This window comes from Streptomyces djakartensis, assembly GCF_014651075.1.
Lineage (GTDB): Bacteria > Actinomycetota > Actinomycetes > Streptomycetales > Streptomycetaceae > Streptomyces > Streptomyces djakartensis.
The window spans coordinates 32,244-55,701 of record NZ_BMWE01000029.1; the positions used below are offsets into that span (position 1 = coordinate 32,244).

A 23,458-nucleotide genomic window follows, 5' to 3' on the forward strand; every position below is an offset into this window, starting at 1 on the left:
GCCCGCTGCACCAAGCCCCACACGTACCGCAGTTCCGGCGCCTACCTGCGAACCTTGCTCAGGAGCCACAACACAGTGCTGCCAAGGGAACGACCGCAGCGCAGTTTCGATGGCTCGTAGCCAGCGCAGCTTCCTGGCCGGCCCGGCCAGCAAGAAGGCAGTGGGAATCAGGAGGAATGAAGCAGCCCCCTCGATGAGTTGCGCGTTCGTCTCGACCGTACGAGCCACGATTAGCAAGGCTGTCCAGCCTCCGGCCCTAACCAGCAGGTTCATGAGGGCCCTTCGGCGACTTCTTTCGAACATGCGTCGGGTGCCTGGGTCGTCGAACGCGAGCTTGGCCATGGGGACGGTGGCTTCCGTCTTCACGCGCGGTACTCCTGGTCATTGCTGAAGATGTTGGTTCCACTTTCTTACTGACGGGGCGCCGATGTGCCGCCCCGTCCCGCTGGCTCAGCCATCAGGCACCGTGGATCGTGTCAGTGCTCAGGTCTCCGCCGGCACAAGACTTTCAAGATGCCGCTTCACCTGACGTCCCGCGAGCCTTCGCCCCACCAGAACTGTCAGTACCGACGCTAGAGAAAGAACGACCGTCGCCAGGTCACCGACGCCGAAGGTGATCACAGACAGAGCAACAATGCCGAGCAACAGCGCCTTCAGGACGGTGAAGTTGGCGCTTGCCTCCACGGGAGAGACAGGGTGAAGAGCTCGGTGTACGCCAACTGCTGGGAGTTGCTGGTCTGCAGGAACGAGTGCGCTCATTGGCAGGGAGACTGAAGCGTCCGGAGACTCAAGCCATCCAGCTACGTAACGCTGTCCGTCCAGGATCACCACTGCATAGCCGACCGAATTCGCATACGGGAGTTGCCGAGTAGGTCGTCGCCAGTAGACGTGGCCTTGAGCGCCCGTGATCAAGCGCGCCAAGGGCGCGGGGTCGACGATGTCGTCCAGGTAGAGATGCAACTCGCCGAAATCCGCGCTCATCATGCGCATACGAGGCTTCAGATACTTGGTCTCAGATGTAGACGCTGGGCGCTCGTCGAGGGCTACTCCCACCCCTGTGACGGAGACGGGCAGTGCGTGGAGTGTGCCATGCTGGTGTGAACGGTGGAGGCCGGCAACGGGGTCGGAGCGCCACCGGCCGAACAGATTCATGAGCCAGCAGAAGGCAAGGCACCCCAGGGTCGAGAAGACAAACCACAAGTCAGCGCGGCCGCCGACCTTCTCCTCAAGCGACTGCCGATCCCCGATGAAGAAGCCCAGGTCTGGTGACGACGGCGCGAAGAGAACCCAGACCTCGTCTCCTGGCCTCGGCTTGTCACTTGAGGTCATCTCCGCATCGGAGATCTTGGGTCCTCGGTCAAAGGGCACAGATACCTGCACTGTGGAACTGTAATGCCCAGTTCGCTGACTTCTCACGTACTTCGTTGACAAGACCTTTTCGATCTCGGTTGTACGCATCGCGGAACCGGCGTCAACGATCGCATACGCTGCAGGCGCTGGAGACAGTGCTGCGTAGGCCACCAGAAACGCGAGCACGACCCAGGACCAGGCTGCGAATCCGACCCAGCCGTTGCGTTGTTCCACCCACCAGTGCTTGCCGCCTGCCTCCACGGCATTGGACGAAGGCCGGCGGAGGTAGAGGGATGCGCCCACCACAGCAACGGCCGCCGCCGCCAGACAGGCGAAGAGGTCCCATCTGGGTGGACGGCCAGAGGGCTGGATCAGGACGGCCGCGACAGTAGCAGCAATGCTGAACCCCAACAGAGCCAAGCAGCGGGACAGCGTGCTGGACCTCGTCATCATCCGAAATCTTCCTCAAGGCTCCGCTGCTTACGGCCGAAAGCCGTCGTCGGCTCGTCCGCGCTCTTGTCCTTCTCCTTGCCGGCTGGGTCGTCACTCCCGGACAGTTCTCCGCCTGCGCCTGCCAGTCCGGCACCGACACCACCAGCGGGCACCTCGATGGCGAAGTCGGGGTTGTCGCCGCGCTGCCCGTATCGGGTCGGGTCCCAGCCCTCCGCGACGGGGATGCTATCCCTGTAGTGTCCGGCGCCGCCCACTGTTGCTCCGCCAACCGCCCCACCTGCCGCATTGATCAGGGCATTCTTACCCCAGTCAGGGTCCTCGTCTGTCGTGAGAGCGGTATGGCCGTCCACGGCAAGCCCACCGACCACATTGCCGACTACCCCACCCGTGGTGTTCTCGATGACGCTCTTACCAAGAGCGCTCGGCGGACTGGCCATGTCATCCATGATTTTGGCGGCCTTCCCTGCTGCTGCGGCACCCGCAGGCGTGCCGACGGCTGCAGCGAGCCCTCCCTGCCAGGTTGCTTCCCAGACCTTGGCACCATCGACATCCTGACCGGAGAGGCCGGCACCGAGCAGCGTTCCACCAGTGTTGCCCGCCCAGTTGACGAAGAAGCTGGCCGTCAGCTTCGTCATCCTTCCGGCCTGTTGGTAGGCGCGGATTGCCGCCGCGATACGCCGGAGCAGCGTACCGAGACGGGCTGAAATACGGATCGCCTGAGCGGCGAGCCGAGTGACATTGGCGGCAGCGGCACCACCCGCGACGCCAAAACTCACAAAGGACAAGGCGACACCAACGCCGATCGAGACACCAATTTCGGCGTAGATTGCGTGAATCTCTTCGTTGACGGTCTCGATTTCATCGGCCACTTCATCGAGCTGCTTGGCGATGTCGTCGTACTCTTCGACACCTTGCTCGACTGCAGCTTTGACCTTGCGCCAGTGCCCCCTGAACGCTTCCGCAGCTTCACCGCGCCAAGTGTGACCGACTGTGGCTTCGACGTTCTTGTCGAGTGCCGTGAGCAGTCCGTCGGGACCCGCCACATCGGCCTTGAGCTGCCGCCAGGCCTTGGCGGCCTGCCTCAGTTCATCCGGCCGACCACCGGGGTTGACGATCTCGAGGCCAAGCTCGACGAGCTCTTCTGCACCTGATTCCTTGCCGCTCACTTGCCGCCCCCCTCCCCCTTACCGAAGAGAACAGCAGTCTCCTCATCATTCACTTCGGTGTTCTTGTTGACCTTCCTCAGGGCGTCAGCGATCGCATCCAGATGCTCATGAAGCGCCTTCATCGCAGCAGCTGCGGTAGTTGAGTACTCGATGTAGGCGTTCCTGACCTCGTCCGATTCGGTGAGGAGCCCGAAGCCGTCAGAGATTGCTTCTTCGCCGGTCTCGTTCTCAAACTTCTTGAGATAGGCGCGCAGGTCATATGCCTGGAGCTCAAACTTCTTGGCGAGCCCCCTCCCTGCCCCGTCCGCGTAGTATGCCTCGCCGTCAGTCATTTTTCCCCGTTCATGAACTACCTCATTAGGCGTAACCCGCCTGTACGACAGTCGCCTCGTCGAGCCTGCTGCGCCTTTGCTGACCTTGAAGTGATTTCTTGTTCTTAATCTCCCTGCTGCGGAGGCTGTTGCGGCATACGAGTTGGGATGCTGCAGGGACTGTCCTGGAGACATGGGGCACCCTTTGCTTTGGAGCTGCATTGGGGTGCCCTTAAGTAGGAGTTGCTAGGTAGGGGCCGGCGCCGGAGGCGCCCAATCCAATCCAATCCAACGGGCTTACTGGCACAACTACGCCAGCATCGAGTAAGCAATACGTCGCTTGTCGTTCTGGCACCAGGCGCGAAGTGTAAAGAAGAGTGCGCTGCGCCGCCGCCCGCTATTGCCCTTGATGCGGGGGCTGCTGGGCGTAGGGATTGGGGTGCTGCGGGGACTGGCCTGGAGGAGTGGGGTATCCCTGATTGGGGGCTGCTGCGTGGGGGTACTGCTGATAGCCCGCCGGAGGCTGGGGCAGGTTTCCCGTACCTTGCGGAGAGGTTCCGCCGCCAGGTCCCGGACCACCACCACGGCCGTTGCGGCGGCTGCGGATTACCGCGAAGAGGACAGCTGCGACGACTACGGCGCCTGCGACGCCAGCGATGAGGAAGATATTTCCGGAGGAAGACTTCTTCTTCTTGGCCTGGTTCGTGTTGTCGTCGTCGCGGGAGGCCGTTCCGGAGTTCGCCGAACTTGACTGCGAGGACTGTGCTAGGGGGCCCTGCTTGGGTCCCTTGGGGATGTCCATCGTCAATGCGGAGTACGGGCGGATCAAGCCGTAGCCGTATTCCTCGTCAGGTACTCTCTTAACCTTGCGGTCGAGGAAGGTGGCCGATTTGATCAGGCGGTTAATTACCTGGCCTGCGGTGAGGTCTGGGTATTTGGCTCGAATGAGCGCTGCGGTGGCGGATACATAGGCGGTTGCATCAGAGGTACCCGTTCCGTTTGAGTAGCCACTGGACTGGCTAGGATCCGCCTCGACAATATTGACGCCAGGAGCAACCAGTGTCACTCCGTCACCGTAATTGGAGTTATCCCAGACGTCCAAAGACTCGTCAACCGCACCTACCGCCACCACCCCTGGTAGTTTGGCTGGGTAAGGCAGTTCGTCAATGCCATCGTTTCCAGTACCCGCCACAACAACGGCATCATGTTGCTGCGCGTACTCAATTGCCTTCGCGCCCTCAGAGCCAGGAGAAGCGAGGGAATCCGTGAAAGATAGATTGATCACATCTGCACCCTGATCAACCGCATATCGGATTCCGTTAGCCCATTGGTCGTCATTGAAGTCATCAACATTGGCAGCCTTGATCGGGAGAATCTTGGCTCTCGGTGCGAGGCCGATGACACCCGAAGAGTTATTCACCCCGTGTCCCTGACCTGCGATGATGCTAGCCATGCCCGTCCCATGACCGTCAGTGTCGTCCTGGGCCTCTTCACCATTGCCAGTGACGTTCTTACCCTTTAGTACCTGTCCGACCAGGTCAGGATGACTTCCGTCCACCCCTGTGTCGACAACGGCAACCGTGACGCCTTGGCCCTGCGACTCTGACCATACCTTCTTGAAGTTGATCACATCAATGACCCATTGCTTGTCTCGGATGTAGTCCGCAGAGGCGTTGGGCGCCGAAGTGAGGAGCACAGCTCCTGTCAATGCCACGACACTTGTCGTGGCCCAGACTCGCTTGAAAATCACTTCCCTGCTCCTCACTCAGCTATGGCCGGATGCAAAGTCGTCGTCTGTGGGCAGACGACGACTTTGCATCCGGACCGCTTCATTGTTTACTCGATGGTTCGCGGTACGTTGCGATTGCGGTCCTCTTCCGAGATCCAGGTCTCTTCGTCCTCGACCAAATAGTCGGGACGGTCACCCCGGTTGTTCTCTTCCGAAGACCGTCGGCCGGTGCGGCCGCCCATACCACCAGCTCCGCCCGCCATGGCACCGCGCTGAGATCCGCCGCGGCTGCCGTGCAGGCCTGCACCACCACCAGCGCCCTTGCCAGCAACCCCCTTGGCCGCCCCTATCACGCCGCCACGGGATTTTGCGAGGGCTCCTCGGCCACCGGCACCAGCTCCACCCCGGCCAGCTGCGCCAGCTCCAGCGCCGCCCATGCCGCCGCCCATGCCAGCTCGGCCTCCAGCACCGCGGCCTGCTGCTGCACCGCCGCCAGCCAAACCACCGCGACCGCCCGCAGCTCCAATGCCGCCGCGTGCGGCAGCACCGCCAGCAAGTCCAGACATGCCACCAGGGGCCACAACGCCCGGGCTCTGGGTTCCGCCAGTTCCGATGCCGCCGCCACTGCCGCTGGGTACGCCAACACCCGTACTGGGGCGGCTCCCTGTCAGGCCAGGAGAAATGCTGTCAACCTTCGTCCTGGCTGTCGGAAGCTGTGCTCCTCCTGCAATGCCCGGGTCACGGGGCACCGCCGGGGCTGGTTTGACGCTGGTGGTAGGTCCTGCGCTCCACGGCTTGTTGGCCGCACGCCCGGCACCCGGTCCGCCGCCTGCAGCGCTCGGCACTGAGATCGGAGGGGGCATCGACACGTCACTATTCGGAGGGCTGACGCCCTCTCTGTCGTTGATCCGCCCACCACTCTTAAGGTTCTGCGAATAAACCTTGTAGTTGGTGGCGAGCTCCTCCATCACCGCCACGGCTTTAAGCCGCCGCTCCATCTGGAGTGACAAGCTCTTCTCGTTCGCCTGAGCGACGGTGTCGGCGCTGGCGCCTGAAGCCAGGTCGTTCTTCATCTGAGCGTCGTCGCGCCCATCGTCGTTGAGCCTGTCACTCGCTCGCTCAGCCGCAGACGGTTCCTTGATGTCCTCCATCTTGGTCTTGGCTGCGTCGAGGTCCTTGCTGATCGCAAAGAGCTGCTCCGCCGTGAAGTTGGCGTGTGCAGCCCCATTGCGAATCTGGACACCAATGGCGTCTGCCCTCCGCCGGAAAGCTTCGGCGGCTTGGCCTTCCCAGTGCTCGAGGACGTTGTCGACGGCCGTCTGGAGCAACCCGGCAATGCTGCCCTTGGCCGCCTGTGAATCTACGCCGCCGGCCTTGCCGTCTCCGTCGCCACCGGACAGAATCTCGTGGACCTTCTTCCAGTGACTTCCAACCTCCGAGATCTTGCCGGGGTTGGAGTCCAGGATCATCCCGCGCAGGCCGTTGACCGAGTAGGACATGAAGTCCGTCTTGAAGCCCTTACGGTCGATGCCCTCTCCGTTGTGAGCGACCTTGTCGGACTCAAGGAGGCGGTCATGCTCCTTCTTCTGTGACGCCTCTCGTTCGGCGTCCTGCCTTTCTTCCTGCTCTTTGGCAACTCTGTATTCTTCAGCTGCGCCGGCCATGTTCTACTCCCCTCGTCGGTGCCCTGTTGCCGAAACCCGCCACCTACACCATCTGGTCCTTCGTGGAGCCACCCGAGTCGCCCCCCACGCTCATCTTGATCTCGTGCTCCTCGTTGTTGTACTTGTCCCGCACCTTCGAGGTTTTCGTGCTGAAGTCGTCGATCAACTCATGAAGCTTCTTGATGATGTTCTCGATCTTGACCTTCATATCGCCATGAGCTCCGTGCAGGTCCCTGGCTTCCACGAACCAGCAGGACTGGCCGAAGGCATCCATCGGGATCTCCGTGTCGTACTTCGACGTCGTGCCGGCCTTGTCCATGTCATCGAGCAGCGTCCAGAGCTTCCGGATGACCTCATCCAGCGCGCTCAGATCAACCCGCATCCCGTTGCTCATACCCCGTTGTCCTCTCCCCTGTTGTCCAAGTCGTCAGCACCTCGCGGTGCCCAAGTCATCGCTCTGCCCTGCATCAGCGGGAAGCCCTTCCGGACTCCTGAGCCCGCCGGCTACGCCAGTCCCGCAAAGCCACCCCGCTCCCCGCAGCCACAAGCGCCAGGGCCAGCCCCGTGCCCAACACGTACACGGCGATGCGGCGTTCGCGTTCCGCCTCGCTCTCGCCCATCGTCACCGCCATGGGTACGACCTCGCCGGACCGCACTGTCGTCGGCGGGTCCGGCTTCGGGGAAGTTCCCGGTGTCGAGTCGTCCGACAGCGCCGCGACTGGGTCGACGACGCCCCAGCCGATGAAGCGGTTGGGGCCGCGGCCCGGGCGTTGGGCGGTTTCCTCGATGCGGGTGGCGATCTGGGCGGCTTTCCAGGTCGGGTGCTTCTCCGCCAGGAGGGCCGCGACGCCGGCGACGTACGGGGCCGCGAAGCTCGTGCCGTCGGCGGTGCACTGGCCGCCCTTGGGGACGGTGGAGACCATGCCGACGCCGGGGGCCGCGACGTCGACGAAGTCGCCTGCCTGTGAGAAGAAGGCCCGTTCGTCGTTGCGGTCGGAGGCGGCCACCGCCAGGACGCCCGGGTAGGCGGCCGGGTAGGTTTCGGCGGACTTGCCGTCGGCTCCGTCGTTGCCGGCGGCCGCCACGATCAGGGCGCCGGCGTTCACCGCGTTGGCCACGGCCCGCCGCAGTCCCGGCTCGTCTTCCTTGTCCGCAGTGTCCGAGGAGATGTTGATGATCTTCGCGCCCGCGGCGACGGCGGCGCTGATCGCCTGGGACATCGTCCCCGAGTCGCCCTGCTTCTCCCCTTCCCCGCCCGAGTAGCGGAGGGAGAGGATCTTGGCGTCACGTGCGATGCCCACGAAGCCGGTGCCCTTGAGCGGGCGGGCGGCGATGATGCCCGCGACCCGGGTGCCGTGGCCCTCTATGTCCTCGGTGCCGGAGCCGCCGACGTAGGACTTGCTGCCTGAGGCCATGGCGCCGCGGAGTTGGCGGTTGGAGTCGTCGACGCCCGTGTCGATCACCGCGACCGTGACGTTCTTGCCCGTCGCCTGTTCCCACAGCTGGTCCAGGAGGATCCGCTGGAGGGACCACGGCGTGGACTTGATGACGTCGCCGCCGAAGACGCATTCCGTGCTGGCCGAAAGGCCGAACTTCGAGCTGCCCGGGCCGCCGGGCCTGTCCGAGCCAGGGGCGCCGGAGTCGGCGGGGCGGGTGGCCGCCGCCGGGTCGGCGAGTGCCGGCGGCGCCGAGGCGAAGCAGATGCCGGTTGCCGCAAGCACGCCGAGGACCCGCTGCAGTGCGCGGGTTCCGCTGTTGCGGCTACGCGAACGGGCTGTCTGGCCCTCCACGTTCAGGCCCCCCATGTTCAGGCCCCCAGGGCTTCCTTGCTTCCTTCGAAGCCGGGTGATGGTGGTGTGGCGGATACAGCGAAGCGGATGAAGGCTTGCTGGTCTTGCTGTGTGCGGTCTAGCGGAAGCCGTGTACGACCCCGGAGCAGAGGTCGGCCCAGCGGACGCCATGGCGTCGGCTGGGCCGATTCCCTTCATCTCATGTCCCTCGGGTCGCCGACGGGCTCAGCCCCAGGTCTGGGCGTTGCTCTTCTCAGTGGCCTGGTAGTTGTCGGCCGCGCTCTGCAGCGCCGTGGAGATCTTCAGCAGGGTCTGGTGCAGGTCGGCAGCGGTCTTGTCCCACTCACGCTGCTTGCGCTGGTAACCCTCCTGCGCCTCGCCTTCCCAGGTGGCGGCGACACGCTTGACCGCGGCCTCGAGGTCGTCGAGCTGCTGCTTGATGCGGCCCGCGGTGGTGCGCACGTCGCTGGACGCGTTGGTGATGGTTGCGTAATTGACGAGGATCGACATCGTCGTTCCCTTTCAGGAAGAATCGAAGGAAGTCGTGGAAATCGGGTAAAGCGGAAGAACTGCGAAGTGAGGTGGCTCGATCAGCCGAAGTCGGACATGATCTTGCTGATCTCGGAGTTCTGCTGCTCTTCCGACGCGGAGTAGTTGCTCCGCGTGGAGTCCACGGCTTCCTTGATGTCGTTGAGGATGTCGCTCATCTTCTTCGCGTCCGCGTTCCAGCGCTCCTGCAGCTGGTGGTAGGACTTGGCCGCCTGGCCCTGCCAGCCGCCGGCGATCTGCTCGATCACTCCGTTGAGGCGGCGGATCTCGCCCTGCAGCTGACCGTTCACGGTGTTGATGTCACCGGAAAGCTTGGTGAGTTCGTCCTCTGTTACCCGGAACTGGCCGGCCATGATGAACCTTCCCCCATGTCGTCGTTGATCCGGGAACCTTGCGTCGGTTCCCGAAGAAGCTTCGCACGCCTGAGCGCTGCAAACACTCTATCGTCAGCCCGTCACACATCCACAGACGAGGCCAATCAGTTACAGGGCTCACACACTTGGGCGATCGTCATGTGATCCAGACCGCCCGCCTGCCGCCAAGTGTGGCTGCCTTTCAACCAGTTGACGGGTCACTGGCTTTGCGGCTGTGCCGCGCTGCCGGTGTCCAGGGTGGGCCCCTTCGGGATGAAGGTCGCCCAGGACTGCGGCACGATCGCGGCGTTGGAGACGTCCTCGTAACCCAGCCGTGTGCGCGCCTTGTCCGTCTCGCTCGGACCCTGCGATCCCCCGGCCCCGTCCGACGAGGACGAGGACGAGCCGCTGCCGCTTCCCTTCGCCGCGCTGTCGTTGCTCGACGGCAGCGAGTACCGCAGGCCCGTGTCCGTCAGCAGGTACGTCGCGCCGCCGCCACCCGCCGCACCGGTGACCTCCTTGAAGAGGAGCCCCGAGCCGGACGAGACGTAGGCGTTCAGGGAGTCGGCGATGACCTTCTTGGGGTACGTCGTTCCCGCCCAGGCGGCGAGCCGCGGCTTGCTGTCCCCGCCGATGGTGCCGTCGTAGACGCTGCACGAGGTGGTACGGGACTCACCGGTCGCCGTGGCCGCGGGGTTGGCCTGCCGCGGGACGGTCTGGGGCCAGCCCTTGTCGGCGTAGAAGCTGTCCGGCTGGCCGCCGTTGGCTTCGATGATGGTTCCGGTGGGGACCTTGACGGCGTCGCCGGCGGACGCCGAGCCGGCGGAGGGCGATGCCTCGATCAGGGCGGCGACGAAGGGCGAGACGAGGGCGACCTCGTCCTGGAGGACGACGTAGTGCTGCGTGCCCTGCGCGTCGTCCGCCTGGAGCACCTGACCCACGGTGCTCGCCTCGGCGGGGAGCCCCTGGACGGAGGTCTTCCGGCCGGCGGACGGGATCGTCGGGAAGCTGATGGCCCCGCCGTCGTTGAGGGTGCGCAGCCACTCCTGGCTCACCGGCTGCGGCTTCGCCGTGCTTCCGATGACGGCTGCGCGCAGTTGCGCCCTCGCGGTGGTGCCGAGGCCCGACTCGCCGCCCAGCAGGAAGCGGTTGCCCTTGCCGTCCACCAGGTACTCCTGCGAGGTCTTGGTGTCGACGACGTACAGGGCCTTGCTGGGGCCGACCTTCCCCGCGTTGTCGAGCGACTTGGCGTCGTCGGCGTCGAGGACGAAGACGGCACGGTCGATGGCGCCTTCCGAGCCCGGCGCCGGGCGCTCGCAGACCGCCCACGTCTTCGCCTTCTCCGCGTCGGCCTTGGAGGGCAGCCGGTCGGGGGCGTACGGGATGCCGAGGGTCGCGCCGTGCGGGATGCCGCTCTTGTCGATCTCCTTGCCCGGGACCTCGATGACGCTGCCCTTGCCCTTGTCGAGGAGGAGCTTGGCCGAGGCGTAGTTGAGTACGGGGTGCAGGGTCGGGGTCTTCTTGCCGCTCGACGTCTTGTCGTTGAGGACGACGTAGCGGGTCGTGGAGTCGCTGTCGACGATGATGTACGCGCCGGGTGTGTCCCATCCCTTGGGCGCGGCCGGCTTGATGACACCCCAGGCGATGAAGCCGACCACCAGGACGACGCCGACCGCCAGGCTGGGCATCACCGTGCGGACCGGACGCGGCGCGCCTTCCTCGGAGCCGCCCGGCGACGGCGCCAGGAACGCCGCGACGGTGCGCTTGCGAGCGAACGTGTAGGCGGCGAGCTCGTCCCGACGCTGCATTGCCATGGTCCCCGTGTCTCCCGTTTTCGTACTGCTCGATCGTGTCCGTGTTGCGCGATCGTGCTGGTGCTGCGCGATCGTGCTGGCGCATCACCAGCGCACACGTGCTGCTCGATCGCGCACGTGCCGCTCGATCGCGCACGTGCCGCTCGATCGCGCACGTGCCGCTCGATCGGGCACGTGCTGCTCGATCGCGCACCTGGCCGTCCGCACCCGCGCCGGAAAGGCCCGACCCTGCTCGGTGGGCCGCGGCTCCGTCGTGCCCGAAAGGCCGCTTCGGCAGCGCAGGCACCTACTATGCCTTGCGCAGCCGGAGGACGATCCATCAGGTGTGCGCCCGACCCCGCATCTTCACAGAGCTTCACCACAGCGCTCCACCACGCGTGGCCGGTCCGTGACAGGCTGGCCACCTGGGGTTTCGGTGTCCCCTGTGTCGCCTCGCGTTCCGCAGCGGGTACCGTGAGCCACTCGCATGAATGATGTGGGCCATCGGTGCCCCTGGCCCGTCGCCGGGATCTCGGACAGTGGATCCCGCCCGTCGAACGGCCACTACTTCGCGAAAGGGATGTCCCGGGGGATGACCAGCGCTACGAGCACTCGGCGCGGACGCCGCGCACCGCAGCAACAAGGAGGCCCGAGCGGCAGACGCTCGCCGGCCGCTCCCGCCGCCCCCGTCGCGTCGCCGCGTACGCTGCCCCGGCCCGGTGGTCTGGGCCCGGTGCGGCTGCAGCAGCTCATCCTGGTGGAACTCGCTGCGGCGGTCATGCTGGTCGCCTGGGCCGCGGACGTGTCCTGGCTGCTGGTCCCGGCCGGCGTCGTGGCGGCGCTGCTGCTGCTCCTGGCGGTCCTGCGCCGGGGCCGTCGTCCGCTGCCCGAGTGGTACGAGACGTCGCGCGCGCTGCGGAGCCGTCGGCGCGAGGCCAAGCAGCCCGTCCCGCCCGGGACGGACCCGATGCTGGCCCCGGCCGTGGAGTGCGATCCCGCCCTGCGGACGTACGGCTTCGTGTCCCGTGACAACCGCTCGATCGGCATGATCGGCGACGGAACCTTCCTGACCGCCGTGCTCTTCGTGCAGCCGGCCGACCAGCCGCTGCGTCCGGAGTCCGCCGGGCGGCAGCTGCCGCTGCGGCTGATCCAGGACGCACTGGAGGTCGACGGGATCCGTCTCGCCTCCGCACAGGTCGTGCAGCACACCCAGCCGGCGCCCGCACCGCATCTGCCCCCGCAGTCGCTCGCCGCGCGGTCGTACGGCCCCCTTCAGGCGCAGGCCGGTTCTCCCGCGCTCCGGCTCACCTGGGTCGCCCTCAAGCTCGACCCGGAGCTGTGCCCGGAGGCGGTCAAGGCTCGCGGAGACGACGTTCCCGGGGCACAGCGGGCACTGCTGCGGGTGGCGGACCAGCTGTCGAGCCGGCTGGCCGGGGCCGGTTTCAAGGCGACCATCCTGGACGAGAACGAGCTGGTGCAGGCGCTCGCGACGTCCAGCTGCCTGAACCCGCGAGCCAACGCTCAGCACTCCCAGGACGGGCGGTCACCGCAGCGGCGTACGGTCGAGTCGGTGCGGACCTGGCGGGTCGACGACCGGTGGCACACGACGTACTGGGTCTCCCGCTGGCCGCAGTTGGGGAACGGCGGTGTGGCGCTGCCCGAACTGGTCACGCGGTTCACCTCGTTGCCGGTGCTCGCCACCACGTTCAGCATGACCTTGAGCAGGGCCGGCAACCGGGGTGTCGCCCTCACCGGGCACATCCGCGTCACCGCGCGTGGCGACAGTGAACTCGGCCAGGTGGGCCGTGAGTTGGAGCGGGCCGCGAGTGCCGCGAAGGTCGGTCTCGTCCGTCTGGACCGGGAGCAGGTCCCCGGAGCCCTCGCCACTCTGCCGCTCGGAGGTACGTACTGATGTCCCACCCCGCTCCGACCATGCCCCCGGGGCAGCAGGGCCGGTCCGCCCCGGGACGCGCCCCCGCGCACGTGGCCTCGCCCACCGACACCGGCATGATCCCCATCATCCGGCAGCCGGAGACGCCGCAGCAGCAACGCCGCATCTTCAGCCCGGGTTTCGGGCTGCGCGGACCGCGCCGGAACCGTCACGTCGTCACCGCCGACGAGCTCGCGGCGATCAGCATGCCGATCGGTGACGACGGTGTGCTGATCGGCGCCGACGGGGAAGGGCAGCCGGCCGTGCTCGGACTGTCCCGTCCGACCGCCTTCGACGTCGTGCTCGTGGGTGGTCTGTGGCTGGCCCAGGTGCTGGCGCTGCGGGCCGCCGCGACGGGTGCGCGCGTGGGCGTCGAGACCGGTCGTCCCCAGGCCTGGCAGCAGTTGGCCCAGGCGGCGGGCGGCGGCCAGCAGTGCGTGACGGTATATCCGGTGGGGCGGGTGCCCGCGCAAGGGCCCTCCGTCTCGAGTCCGGTGGTGCTGTTCCGGGACTGCGGCATCCGCCCCCCGCGCGGTCGGGTGACGTCCGTGCCGTGGCAGGCCGTGGTGACGGTGCTGCCCTTCGTCAGCGAGCACGCGCCGCGCTGGCTGGCCCAGGCCCACCTGGTCGGGATCCAGCGGGTCTCGCCGCAGGAGACCGAGGTCGTCCGGGACACCCTGGGTGTCCCGGAGGAGCATCTGCGGCATCTGCCGACCCTGCACGACGGAGTGACCCTGTGGTGCACCCGCCAGCATCACAAGTTCGTCATGACCGAACCCACCGACGCGGAGACGGGCCTGCTGGGCGCGGCTCGCCGAATGGACTGACGGGTCGTCGTCTCCGGGGCGGGACGGGAACAAGGCCGTGCCGCGACCATGAGGCTGTTCCGTCCCCGTGCGTGGGGGGCTGTTCCGTCCCCACGCACGGGGGCTTTTCCGTCCCGCCATACGAGTGATTAGGCTTCTGGTGGTGCGGTGACGAACGCAATCGCGCGGGACTCGCCACTCGGTCCGCCCGGGGGCGCGACGACGACCAGCTCAGCAGCAGTGGCTGACCAGGAGGCAAGCAGTGAACAGGGATCGGTCCGAGTACAACGGCGGGAGCCCTTCCTCGGACGGGGACGATCACGAGGTGGATCTCACCGGCGAGTTCGAAATCGTCTACACGCCTCCCGCCTGGTACGCCCAAAGCACGGGTAGCGGCTCCACGGCCGACGGTCAGCAGGAAGCCGGGCCACCACCGCCGGCCGGCCCTCCCGTGGGGTCCTCCGGCGGGCCTCCGGGCGGTCCCGCCGCGCAGCGCCCCGCATCGCACCCTTCCGTACCGGCGCAGCCGCCCGCACCGCAGGCGCAGCCCGGACCAGGCGTACCGCAGCCGCCCGTACAGCCCGCGCAGCCCCCACAGTCCGCTCAGCCGTCGCCGCCCGTTCAGCCGTCGCCGCCCGTTCAGCCGTCGCCGCCCGTTCAGCCGCCGTCGCCCGTTCAGGCCCAGGGCTCGTCCGGAGCGCCCCAGCAGGGCTCCACGACGGGTGGCTACGGATTTCCGCAGCAGCCCGCGCCGGGCGCCGCCCCCGCGCCCGGCGGATACGGCTACCCCCAGCAGCCGGGAGCCGGCGCGCCCCAGCCGGGCCAGGACATGTCGGGTGGTCAGCAGGCGCCCCAACAGGGGATGCCCGCCCAGCCGCCCGCCGCCGCCCCGGGCTTCCCCGTGCTGCGTCCGGTCGGCGAGGAGACCCAGGGCGGTACGCCCCAGTCCGCCACCCCGGCGACGGATGCCCCGGCCGTGGACGCCCCCGAACAGCAGGTTCCTGTACGGCCGATGCCCGAGCAGCCGGAGGTCGAGGTCGACCACGCCGCCGCCGACGCCGAAGCGGCGCGGCTGTTCGGCGATGACGACGACGTGGAGCCGGAGGCCGGGCCGAGCGACGAGGCGGAGCCGGGTGACTCCGTCGAGTCCGTGTCAGGTGCGGAGGGCGACGAGGCGTCGGACGTTCCCGACGCGGACTCCCCCGCACAGACCGAGACCGAGACCGAGACCGACACCGAGGGCGCGCCGGCGACGGCTGAAGCGGAGCCGGAGGCGGGTACGGAGCCCGGGCCCGCCGCTCCCGGCCCCGGGCCCGCGGTGCAGGAGCAGGCGCAGGGGCAGCAGCCGCAGGCGCAGCCCACCGGGCAGGCCCCCGCGCCGCCCCAGTCCGACCAGGCACTGCCGCCGCTGCCGCAGGGGTTCGTGCCCGCGCACCCCGGTCAGGGTGCACCGCAGCCCGGAGGACAGCCGGACCAGCAGGCCGCGGCCGGGCAGGCCGGCGGGTACGGCTACCCCCAGCCTCCCGCCCCGCCGCAGCCCGGGCAGCCCGGGCACCAGGCTCCTCCGCAGGGCTCGTTCGGCCCGGGCCAGCAGCCGGGCCACCCGGCTCAGCCGCCCGCGTACCCGCCCCAGCAGGGCGGGCAGCCCGCACCGGTCGACCCGCGACAGGCTCCTCAGGCCCCCCAGCCGCCACACCCCCAGGCCGCCGGTTACGGCTACCCGCAACAGCCTTCCCAGCCCGGACAGCCGGGGCAGCCCGGACAGCCGCCGCAGCCGCAGCACCCCCAGGCCGCCGGTTACGGCTACCCACAGCAGGCCCCTCAGCCCGGTCAGCCCGGTCAGCCCGGTTACGACTATCCGCCCCAGCAGGTGCCCCACCCCCCGCAGCCCGGTTACGGATATCCGCCCCAGCAGGCGGGCTACGGCTACCCGCAGCCCGGCCAGCCGCAGCAGCAGGCCCCCGGCCAGCAGCCCCCGGCCCAGCCTCAGTCGCAACCCCAACCCCAGCCGCAGCCCCAGCAGTCCGCCACCCCGCCGGCCGCCTATGGCAATCAGGGCTGGACCGCCCCGCCCGGCCCGCAGCCCGGCGGGCCCGGTGCCCCGCAGCAGCAGGCCGCGCCCGGCACCCCGCTCGGTTACAACGCGGCCGTGGAGCTCACGTCCGACCGGCTGCTGCGCAATCAGCCCAAGGCCCGCAAGAACACCTCCGGCCCGTCCCGCTTCAAGTTCGGCGCGAAGAAGGAGGAGGCGGAACGGCAGCGGAAGCTGGGGCTGATCCGTACGCCGGTGATGTCGTGCTACCGGATCGCGGTCATCAGCCTCAAGGGCGGCGTCGGCAAGACCACGACGACCATGGCTCTCGGCGCCACGCTGGCCAGCGAGCGGCAGGACAAGATCCTTGCGATCGACGCCAACCCGGACGCCGGGACCCTCGGCCGGCGGGTCCGGCGCGAGACGGGTGCCACCATCCGCGACCTGGTTCAGGCGATCCCGCAGCTGAACAGCTACATGGACATCCGCCGCTTCACCTCGCAGGCGCCCTCCGGGCTGGAGATCATCGCCAACGACGTGGACCCGGCGGTCTCCACCACCTTCAACGACCAGGACTACCGCAGCGCGCTCGACGTGCTGGGCAGGCAGTACCCGATCATCCTGACGGACTCGGGTACCGGTCTGCTCTACAGCGCGATGCGCGGTGTCCTGGACCTCGCCGACCAGCTGATCATCATCTCCACCCCTTCGGTGGACGGCGCCAGCAGCGCCTCGACGACGCTCGACTGGCTGTCGGCGAACGGGTTCGCCGATCTGGTCCAGCGGTCGGTCACCGTGATCTCCGGTGTCCGCGAGACGGGCAAGATGATCAAGGTGGAGGACATCGTCGCGCACTTCGAGACCCGCTGCCGCGGCGTCGTCGTGGTGCCCTTCGACGAGCACCTCGCGGCAGGCGCCGAGGTGGACCTCGACATGATGCGTCCCAAGACCCGCGAGGCCTACTTCGATCTCGCCGCCCTCATCGCCGAGGACATCGCCCGCACGCAGCAGGGTTTCGGCAACCCGCACGTGCAGTTCCAGCATCCGCAGCAGCAGGGGTACGCCCACCCTCAGCAGCCGTACCCTCAGCAGCCATATCCACAGCAGCCGTACGGCCAGCCCGGTGAGGCGCCCCAGCCGGGTCAGGGATGGCAGCAGCCTCCGCAGCAGCCAGGGCCGGGTCAGGGCTGGCAGCAGCAGCCGCCGCAGGATCCGCAGCAGGGGGTCGTACCGCCCGGCTGGACACAGCAGTAGCGTCGTCGGCCGGCCCGAGCGGACGGCCGTCCCTTTCACAGTCACCCGGTCGGCCCCTTTCGAGGGGCCGATCCGGTTTTTCGGCCCGTGCCGTTCCCACCCGGCGCGGGCCGCGTCGCGTTCCGGGGCGAAATCCGTTGCCAGGCCCTGGCCAGGAGGGCGTCAGTGGACTCGACCAATGGGCGCGGCAAGCTCGCCAATTCGTTATTTCCGCAGGCCACAAGGGGTGAACATGCCGTTGACGGGTGGAGACGGCCGCTGATACACACACAGCATCCATCTGACAGCCGGTCAACCCGTTCTTCCCGTCCCAGCGATGACGCGAGGTCCGACCATGGGCACGAACGATCAGACACGTAAGCTCCCGCGCGGCCTCCGGCTCGTCGCCGTGGCCGGGGCGGCCGCGCTCACCCTCACCGCCGGGCTCGCGACCCCGCTCGACCCGGCGCCCCGGCAGGCCCGGGCGGCCGATGACGGCAAGCAGGTGCTGACCGTCGCGGTGGCGCAGAGCGTGGACTCGCTCAGCCCGTTCCTGGCTGTCCGGCTGCTCAGTACGAGCATCCACCGGCTCATGTACGAGTACCTGACGGGCTACGACCCCAAGGACAACCACGCCATCCCTGGCCTGGCCACCAGGTGGGAGCCGTCACCGGACAAGCTGACCTGGACGTACACCATCCGCTCGAACTCCAGGTGGTCGGACGGCGAGCGGGCCACCGCCGAGGACGCGGCGTGGACGTTCAACAAGATGATGACCGACGACGGCGCCGCGACCGCGAACGGCAGCTACGTCGGGAACTTCCGGCGGGTGACGGCCCCGAGCCCCACCAAGCTGGTCATCGAGCTGAAGAAGCCGCAGGCCACGATGACGGCGCTGGACGTGCCGATCGTTCCGAAACACGTGTGGGAGAAGGTCACGGACTTCTCCGAGTTCAACAACGACAAGAGCTTCCCGGTCGTCGGCAACGGCCCGTTCGTGCTGACGGGATACAAGGCCGACAGCTATGTGCGGCTCAAGGCCAACAAGAACTTCTGGCGCGGGACACCCAAGTTCGACGAACTGGTCTTCCGCTACTACAAGGACCAGGACGCGGCCGTGTCGGCGCTGCGCAAGGGCGAGGTGTCCTTCGTCGCCGGCTCGCCGTCCCTGACGCCCGCTCAGGCCGCGTCCCTGGAAGGCGCGGACGACATCAAGGTCAACGACGCCCCCGGCCGCCGCTTCTACGCCCTCGCCACCAACCCGGGCGCCAAGGCGAAGAACGGCAAGAGGTTCGGTGACGGCCACCCTTCCCTGCTGGACCGGCGGGTGCGCAACGCGCTCTTCATGGCCGTCGACCGCGAGGCCATCATCGACAAGGTGTTCCAGGGGCACGCCGTCGAGGGCGAGGGTTACATCCCGCCGCGTTTCCAGGACTACTTCTGGAAGCCGGCCGCGAACCAGAAACTGGTGTACGACCCGGCGAAGGCGGCACGACTGCTCGACCGGGCGGGGTACCGGAAGAACGGTGACGGCAAGCGCGTCGGCAAGGACGGCAAGCCCATCACCTACCGCGTCCTGTGCCACGCCACCGACCCGAACGACAAGGCCGTCGGCAAGTACCTCCAGGAGTGGTGGGGCGAGCTCGGCATCGGTGTCCGGCTCAACTGCCTGGACAATGTGACCGACCCCTGGCTGGCCGGTGAGTACGACCTGGCGTTCGACGGCTGGTCGGTCAACCCGGACCCGGACTTCGTGCTGTCGATCCACACCTGCGGGGCGCTCCCGGCCACCCCGCAGGACACGGGGGCGACGGACAACTTCATCTGCGACAGGAAGTACGACGAGCTCTACGCCCGGCAGCTCGCCGAGTACGATCCCGCCAAACGGGCGGACATCGTCAAGCGGATGGAGTCGCGGCTGTACGACCTCGGGTACATGAACGTCATGGCGTATCCGAACGCGGTCGAGGCCTACCGGACGGACCAGATCAAGTCCATCACGACCATGCCGGCGAAGGCGGGGAACATCTACGGCCAGGACGGCTACTGGAGCTGGTGGTCGGCGGTCCCGGCGGATTCGGGCGGCTCCTCGGACAGCGCGTCCTCGACGGGGGTCGTGGTCGCGATCGTCGCGGGTGCCGTGCTCCTCGGCGGCCTCGGTGCCTTCGCGGCGATGCGGCGGCGGGCCACCGCCGAGGACCGCGAGTAGCGCGGGCGAGCGGGCACCGATGACCGCTGAGACGACTCCCGCACTGGTCGAGGACGGGCGGCAGACGGCCGCCGGGCCGCGGGTACCCAGGGGCTCCGCCTACCCGCGGTACCTGGCGGGCAAGGTGGCGGGCGCGGCCGTGTCGCTGCTGGCCGTGCTCGTCACCAGCTTCTTCCTCTTCCGGCTGATCCCCGGCGACCCGGTGAAGACCATGACCGGCGGCCGTCAGGTGTCGGCCGAACAGCTGGCCGCCTACCGCGAGGAGTTCGGGCTCGGGCTGCCGCTGTGGCGGCAGTTCACGGACTACTGCGGCAAGGCGCTCACCGGCGACTTCGGCACGTCGTACCAGTTCCGCGCCCCCGTCGTCGACAAGATCACCGAGGCGCTGCCGAACACCCTGCTGCTCACCGGTGGCGCTTTCGTCCTCTACACGGCGCTGGGCATCTTCCTCGGCACGCGCTCGGCGTGGCGGCACGGCAAGCTCGGCGACCGGTTCAACACCGGCCTCGCGCTCACGCTGTACTCCATCCCGTCCTTCTGGCTCGGGCTGCTGCTGATCACCGTGCTGTCGGTGGGCATCGGCCCGCTGCCCGGGATGTTCCCCACCGGCGGCATGGAGTCGGGCGGCAAGGAGGGCTTCGCGTACGTCGTCGATGTGGCGCACCATCTGGTGCTGCCGGTGGTGACGCTGGTGGCCGTGGAGTACGGGCAGACGCTGCTGGTCACCCGGTCGGCGCTGCTGGACGAGATGGGCGGCGACTACCTGACGACCGCTCGGGCCAAGGGCCTGCGCGACGATCTCGTGCGCCGCCGGCACGCCGTGCCGAACGCCATGCTGCCGACGGTGACGCTGATCTTCATCAACCTGGGCCGGACGGTGGCGGGCGTGATCCTGGTGGAGACGGTGTTCTCCTGGCCGGGTCTCGGCGGGCTGTTCTACCAGGCGCTGAGCGTGCCCGACCTGCCGTTGGTGCAGGGCCTGTTCTTCGTGTTCGCCGCCGCGGTGATCGTGATGAACACCCTCGCCGACCTGGTCTATCCGCTACTGGACCCCCGGGTGGCCCGATGACGACGACGACCGGGACGGCTTCCGGCCCGCGCGCCCTCGCCCGGCAGCGGCGCCGGGCTTCCGCCGCCCGCTTCTGGCGGCGCTACCGCGCCGAGCGGGCGGGGCTGTACGGCCTGACCGTACTCGCGCTGTGCGCGCTGCTCGCGCTGTGCGCACCGCTGTTCGTCGGCGCCGACGTGAGCAGCGTGACGGACGCGCCGGGGCGGCCGATGCAGAGTCCGAGCGCCGAGTTCCCGCTCGGCACCGACCAGTTCGGGCGGGACCTGCTGGGCCTGGTGGTCTGGGGCTCGCGGGTGTCACTGCTGGTGGGGCTGCTCGCCGCTGTGCTGTCGGTGTCGATCGGCACGCTGATCGGGATCACGGCGGGCCACTTCAAGGGCTGGTACGCGACGGTGATGATGCGGATCACCGACTGGTTCCTGGTCATGCCGACGCTGGTGCTGGCGATCGCCCTGGCCACGGTGATGTCGCGTTCGCTCACCACGATCGTCGTCGCGATCGGCGTCACCACCTGGCCGACCACGGCCCGGCTGGTGCGGGCGCAGACGCTGGCGGTGGAGACCCGTCCGTACATCGAGCGGGCGAAGGCGCTCGGCGGCGGCCACTGGCACCTCATGTCCCGGCATGTGCTGCCCAACGTGATGCCGCTGGTGCTGGCCCAGACGACACTGATCATCTCGAGCGCGATCCTGGCCGAGGCGACGCTCGCCTTCCTCGGCCTCGGGGATCCGGCGATCGTGTCGTGGGGCGGGCTGCTCCAGGATGCCCGGGAGGCGGGCGCGGTCAGTGCCGGGGACTGGTGGTACCTGGTCCCGCCGGGCATCGCCATCGCCGTGGTGGCGCTGGCGTTCACGCTGTGCGGGCGGGCCGTGGAGTCCGTCCTCAACCCCAGGCTGGGGGTGTCGCGGTGAGTCTGCTCGAGGTCAGGGGTCTGACGGTGACGTACGCGGGCGGGGCGGCCGCCGTGCGTGGGGTGGACCTGCGTCTGGAGGCGGGCCGGAAGCTGGGCCTGGCCGGTGAGTCCGGCTGCGGCAAGTCCACGCTGGCGCTGGCCCTGCTGCGGCTGCTGCCGGCGGGCACCGAGGTCACCGGCGAGGTCCTGCTCGACGGTGAGGACGTGCTGGCCATGAAGTGGGGCCGGGTACGGGCGGTCCGGTGGGCCGGCGCCTCGGTCGTCTTCCAGGGCGCGATGCACTCCCTGAACCCCGTGCACCGCGTCGGCGACCAGATCGCCGAGCCGATCCTGCTGCACCGGAAGGCGACCCCGGCCGGGGCCAGGAGGAAGACCGGGGAGTTGCTGGAGCAGGTGGGTCTCCCTGCGGCCCGCGCCGGCGCCTTTCCGCACGAGCTGTCCGGCGGGCAACGCCAGCGCGTCATGATCGCCATGGCGCTGGCGTGCGACCCGCGACTGATCATCGCCGACGAGCCGACCACCGCGCTCGACGTGATGATCCAGGCGCAGATCCTCCGGCTCATCGAGCAGTTGGTCACGGACCAGGACCTCGGTCTGATCATGATCAGTCACGACCTGGCGGTCCTCGCCGGCACCTGCGACCGGCTCGCGGTGATGTACGCCGGCCGAGTGGTCGAGGAGGGCCCGGCGGCGCGGGTGTACGAGGACGCCCGGCATCCGTACGCCAGGGCCCTGTCGGCCGCTTTCCCGCGGATCGGCGATGCGGCTTCCCGGTTCGCGCCGCGGGGACTCGCGGGCGACCCGCCCGACCCGGCGGCGCTGCCGTCCGGCTGCGCGTTCCATCCGAGGTGCCCCGTGGCGCTGGAGTCGTGTCCCGAGACGGACCCGGCGCTGCGGGAGGCAGGGCCGGAGCGGCGGGCGGCGTGCGTGCTGGCCGGCCCGCCGGCGGGCGAGGTCCGCGCGGCCGGTGAGGAGCCGGAGGCCCTGGAGGAAGCGAGGCCGAGCACGCCATGACCATGCCCCCCACAACCCCCACGACTCCCATGCCTCCCGAGGGCACCACGGCACCTCTGCTGAGCGCCGAGGGCCTCCACGTCACCTTTCCCGGCCGGCACGGCGGCCCCCGGGCCCGCGCGGTGGACGGCGTCGACCTCGACGTCCGTCCCGGCGAGATCGTCGCGCTGGTCGGCGAGTCCGGCTGCGGCAAGACGACCCTGGCCCGTTCCCTGCTCGGCCTGGTCGAGCCGACCGCCGGCCGGGTCACCTTCGGCGGCCGCCCGCTGGAGTACTCCGGCCGGTCCCTCAAGGCGTACCGCAAGCGCGTCCAGCTGGTCCTCCAGGATCCGAGTGGCTCCCTGAACCCACGGCACACGGTGTACGACGCGGTCGCCGAGGGACTGCGCATCCACGGCCACGGCGGCGACGAGCGCACGGCCGTCGCCGGGGCCCTGTCCCGCGCCGGACTGCGCCCGGCGGAGCGCTTCTTCCTGCGCTACCCGCACGAACTGTCCGGGGGTCAGCGCCAAAGGGTCGTCATCGCGGGCGCGCTGGTCCTGGAACCCGAACTCCTCGTCGCCGACGAGCCGGTGGCCTCCCTGGACGCGTCCGTCCGCGGTGAGATCCTCGCCCTGCTCCTGCGCCTGCGCGCCGAGCTCGGCCTGTCCGCCCTGGTCGTCACCCATGACCTGGGCCTGGCCTGGAACATCGCCGACAGGGTGGCCGTGATGTATCTGGGCCGGATCGTGGAGACGGGTGCGGTGGAGCAGGTGCTGACGGCACCACGGCATCCGTATACCCAGGCGCTTCTGTCAGTTCTCCCCGAGGCTCCCGGGGCCCCGGTGGTTCTCACGGGCGAGCCCCCGGACCCGTCCCGCATCCCGCCCGGCTGCCGTTTCCACGCGCGCTGCCAGATCCTGGCGGGCGGTGAGGCGGCAGCGGCGGGCGTGGCGGACGCCTGCCGGAACCAGGACCTGCCGATCCTCGACGGCAGCGGAACGTCCCAGGTGGCCTGTCACTGGGCGGTTTCGCCCTCACCCTGAGGGGCGCGGGGCTGTAACAATGTGCGGCTCCGCCGCGTGGGCGCGACAAGCCACAGCGCCCCCGCAGAC

18 protein-coding genes are annotated in these 23,458 nt (G+C 68.5%); 8 read left to right on the forward strand and 10 right to left on the reverse strand.

The genetic code is table 11. The annotated features are described in order from the left end of the window. Positions 1-483: 483 nt before the first annotated feature. The 10 genes from IE212_RS31850 to eccB form a co-directional block, all read right to left on the reverse strand. Positions 484-1,803, reverse strand: coding sequence for a hypothetical protein (locus tag IE212_RS31850; protein WP_190201458.1), 1,320 nt, complete (start codon positions 1,801-1,803; stop codon positions 484-486). Continuing rightward, positions 1,800-2,969: a WXG100 family type VII secretion target gene (locus IE212_RS31855; protein WP_190201459.1), complete on the reverse strand. Its 1,170-nt coding sequence runs from the start codon at positions 2,967-2,969 to the stop codon at positions 1,800-1,802. Before IE212_RS31855 ends, IE212_RS31850 begins: the two co-directional genes overlap by 4 nt. Then, positions 2,966-3,301, reverse strand: a complete 336-nt coding sequence (locus IE212_RS31860) for a hypothetical protein (protein ID WP_190201460.1) — start codon at positions 3,299-3,301, stop codon at positions 2,966-2,968. Before IE212_RS31860 ends, IE212_RS31855 begins: the two co-directional genes overlap by 4 nt. A 376-nt stretch (positions 3,302-3,677) precedes the next feature. Next, positions 3,678-5,030, reverse strand: a complete 1,353-nt coding sequence (mycP, locus tag IE212_RS31865; RefSeq protein WP_229864663.1) for a type VII secretion-associated serine protease mycosin — start codon at positions 5,028-5,030, stop codon at positions 3,678-3,680. A gap of 86 nt (positions 5,031-5,116) precedes the next feature. Further along, positions 5,117-6,673, reverse strand: a complete 1,557-nt coding sequence (locus IE212_RS31870) for a hypothetical protein (protein ID WP_190201462.1) — start codon at positions 6,671-6,673, stop codon at positions 5,117-5,119. Between the two features lie 43 nt (positions 6,674-6,716). After that, the gene (locus tag IE212_RS31875) at positions 6,717-7,067 is read right to left on the reverse strand and encodes a hypothetical protein (RefSeq protein ID WP_190201463.1); all 351 of its coding nucleotides are present in this window, start codon (positions 7,065-7,067) and stop codon (positions 6,717-6,719) included. Between the two features lie 73 nt (positions 7,068-7,140). Then, the gene (gene mycP / locus IE212_RS31880; RefSeq protein WP_229864664.1) at positions 7,141-8,394 is read right to left on the reverse strand and encodes a type VII secretion-associated serine protease mycosin; all 1,254 of its coding nucleotides are present in this window, start codon (positions 8,392-8,394) and stop codon (positions 7,141-7,143) included. 294 nt (positions 8,395-8,688) lie between these two features. After that, on the reverse strand, positions 8,689-8,973 hold the full coding sequence (locus tag IE212_RS31885) for a WXG100 family type VII secretion target (RefSeq protein ID WP_190201465.1): 285 nt from the start codon (positions 8,971-8,973) through the stop codon (positions 8,689-8,691). An 80-nt stretch (positions 8,974-9,053) separates the two neighbouring features. Further along, complete coding sequence (locus IE212_RS31890; protein ID WP_190201466.1) at positions 9,054-9,365, reverse strand: WXG100 family type VII secretion target; 312 nt, start codon at positions 9,363-9,365, stop codon at positions 9,054-9,056. A 218-nt stretch (positions 9,366-9,583) separates the two neighbouring features. Continuing rightward, entirely contained in the window at positions 9,584-11,179 is a 1,596-nt protein-coding gene (eccB, locus tag IE212_RS31895) for a type VII secretion protein EccB (RefSeq protein WP_229864665.1), read from the reverse strand. Between the two features lie 571 nt (positions 11,180-11,750). On the opposite strand from eccB, the gene eccE reads away from it, so the two are divergent. The 8 genes from eccE to IE212_RS31935 all read left to right on the forward strand — a co-directional run bounded on the left by eccE (position 11,751) and on the right by IE212_RS31935 (position 23,389). Further along, entirely contained in the window at positions 11,751-13,070 is a 1,320-nt protein-coding gene (eccE, locus tag IE212_RS31900) for a type VII secretion protein EccE (RefSeq protein ID WP_190201467.1), read from the forward strand. Next, positions 13,070-13,915: a hypothetical protein gene (locus tag IE212_RS31905; RefSeq protein ID WP_190201468.1), complete on the forward strand. Its 846-nt coding sequence runs from the start codon at positions 13,070-13,072 to the stop codon at positions 13,913-13,915. Before eccE ends, IE212_RS31905 begins: the two co-directional genes overlap by 1 nt. Before the next feature lie 241 nt (positions 13,916-14,156). Then, positions 14,157-17,180: an SCO5717 family growth-regulating ATPase gene (locus IE212_RS35485; RefSeq protein WP_268250808.1), complete on the forward strand. Its 3,024-nt coding sequence runs from the start codon at positions 14,157-14,159 to the stop codon at positions 17,178-17,180. A gap of 334 nt (positions 17,181-17,514) precedes the next feature. Next, positions 17,515-19,368 (forward strand): ABC transporter substrate-binding protein, encoded by a 1,854-nt coding sequence (locus IE212_RS31915; RefSeq protein WP_190201469.1) that lies wholly within the window; start codon positions 17,515-17,517, stop codon positions 19,366-19,368. Positions 19,369-19,387: 19 nt separating this feature from the next. Further along, entirely contained in the window at positions 19,388-20,437 is a 1,050-nt protein-coding gene (locus tag IE212_RS31920; RefSeq protein ID WP_190201470.1) for an ABC transporter permease, read from the forward strand. Further along, the gene (locus IE212_RS31925; RefSeq protein ID WP_190201471.1) at positions 20,434-21,348 is read left to right on the forward strand and encodes an ABC transporter permease; all 915 of its coding nucleotides are present in this window, start codon (positions 20,434-20,436) and stop codon (positions 21,346-21,348) included. The genes IE212_RS31920 and IE212_RS31925 overlap by 4 nt, the downstream gene beginning before the upstream one ends. Further along, positions 21,345-22,364, forward strand: coding sequence for an ABC transporter ATP-binding protein (locus IE212_RS31930; protein ID WP_190201472.1), 1,020 nt, complete (start codon positions 21,345-21,347; stop codon positions 22,362-22,364). The genes IE212_RS31925 and IE212_RS31930 overlap by 4 nt, the downstream gene beginning before the upstream one ends. 2 nt (positions 22,365-22,366) lie before the next feature. Beyond that, on the forward strand, positions 22,367-23,389 hold the full coding sequence (locus IE212_RS31935; protein ID WP_229864666.1) for an ABC transporter ATP-binding protein: 1,023 nt from the start codon (positions 22,367-22,369) through the stop codon (positions 23,387-23,389). The last annotated feature ends 69 nt before the right edge of the window (positions 23,390-23,458 follow it).

Bases quoted from the DNA above. Each gene is read 5' to 3' on its own strand.
- IE212_RS31850 (WP_190201458.1), bottom strand. From the start codon at position 1,803: ATGATGACGAGGTCCAGCACGCTGTCCCGCTGCTTGGCTCTGTTGGGG.
- IE212_RS31860 (WP_190201460.1), bottom strand. From the start codon at position 3,301: ATGACTGACGGCGAGGCATACTACGCGGACGGGGCAGGGAGGGGGCTC.
- IE212_RS31870 (WP_190201462.1), bottom strand. From the start codon at position 6,673: ATGGCCGGCGCAGCTGAAGAATACAGAGTTGCCAAAGAGCAGGAAGAA.
- IE212_RS31875 (WP_190201463.1), bottom strand. From the start codon at position 7,067: ATGAGCAACGGGATGCGGGTTGATCTGAGCGCGCTGGATGAGGTCATC.
- IE212_RS31885 (WP_190201465.1), bottom strand. From the start codon at position 8,973: ATGTCGATCCTCGTCAATTACGCAACCATCACCAACGCGTCCAGCGAC.
- IE212_RS31890 (WP_190201466.1), bottom strand. From the start codon at position 9,365: ATGGCCGGCCAGTTCCGGGTAACAGAGGACGAACTCACCAAGCTTTCC.
- eccB (WP_229864665.1), bottom strand. From the start codon at position 11,179: ATGGCAATGCAGCGTCGGGACGAGCTCGCCGCCTACACGTTCGCTCGC.
- eccE (WP_190201467.1), top strand. From the start codon at position 11,751: ATGACCAGCGCTACGAGCACTCGGCGCGGACGCCGCGCACCGCAGCAA.
- IE212_RS31905 (WP_190201468.1), top strand. From the start codon at position 13,070: ATGTCCCACCCCGCTCCGACCATGCCCCCGGGGCAGCAGGGCCGGTCC.
- IE212_RS31915 (WP_190201469.1), top strand. From the start codon at position 17,515: ATGGGCACGAACGATCAGACACGTAAGCTCCCGCGCGGCCTCCGGCTC.
- IE212_RS31920 (WP_190201470.1), top strand. From the start codon at position 19,388: ATGACCGCTGAGACGACTCCCGCACTGGTCGAGGACGGGCGGCAGACG.
- IE212_RS31925 (WP_190201471.1), top strand. From the start codon at position 20,434: ATGACGACGACGACCGGGACGGCTTCCGGCCCGCGCGCCCTCGCCCGG.
- IE212_RS31935 (WP_229864666.1), top strand. From the start codon at position 22,367: ATGCCCCCCACAACCCCCACGACTCCCATGCCTCCCGAGGGCACCACG.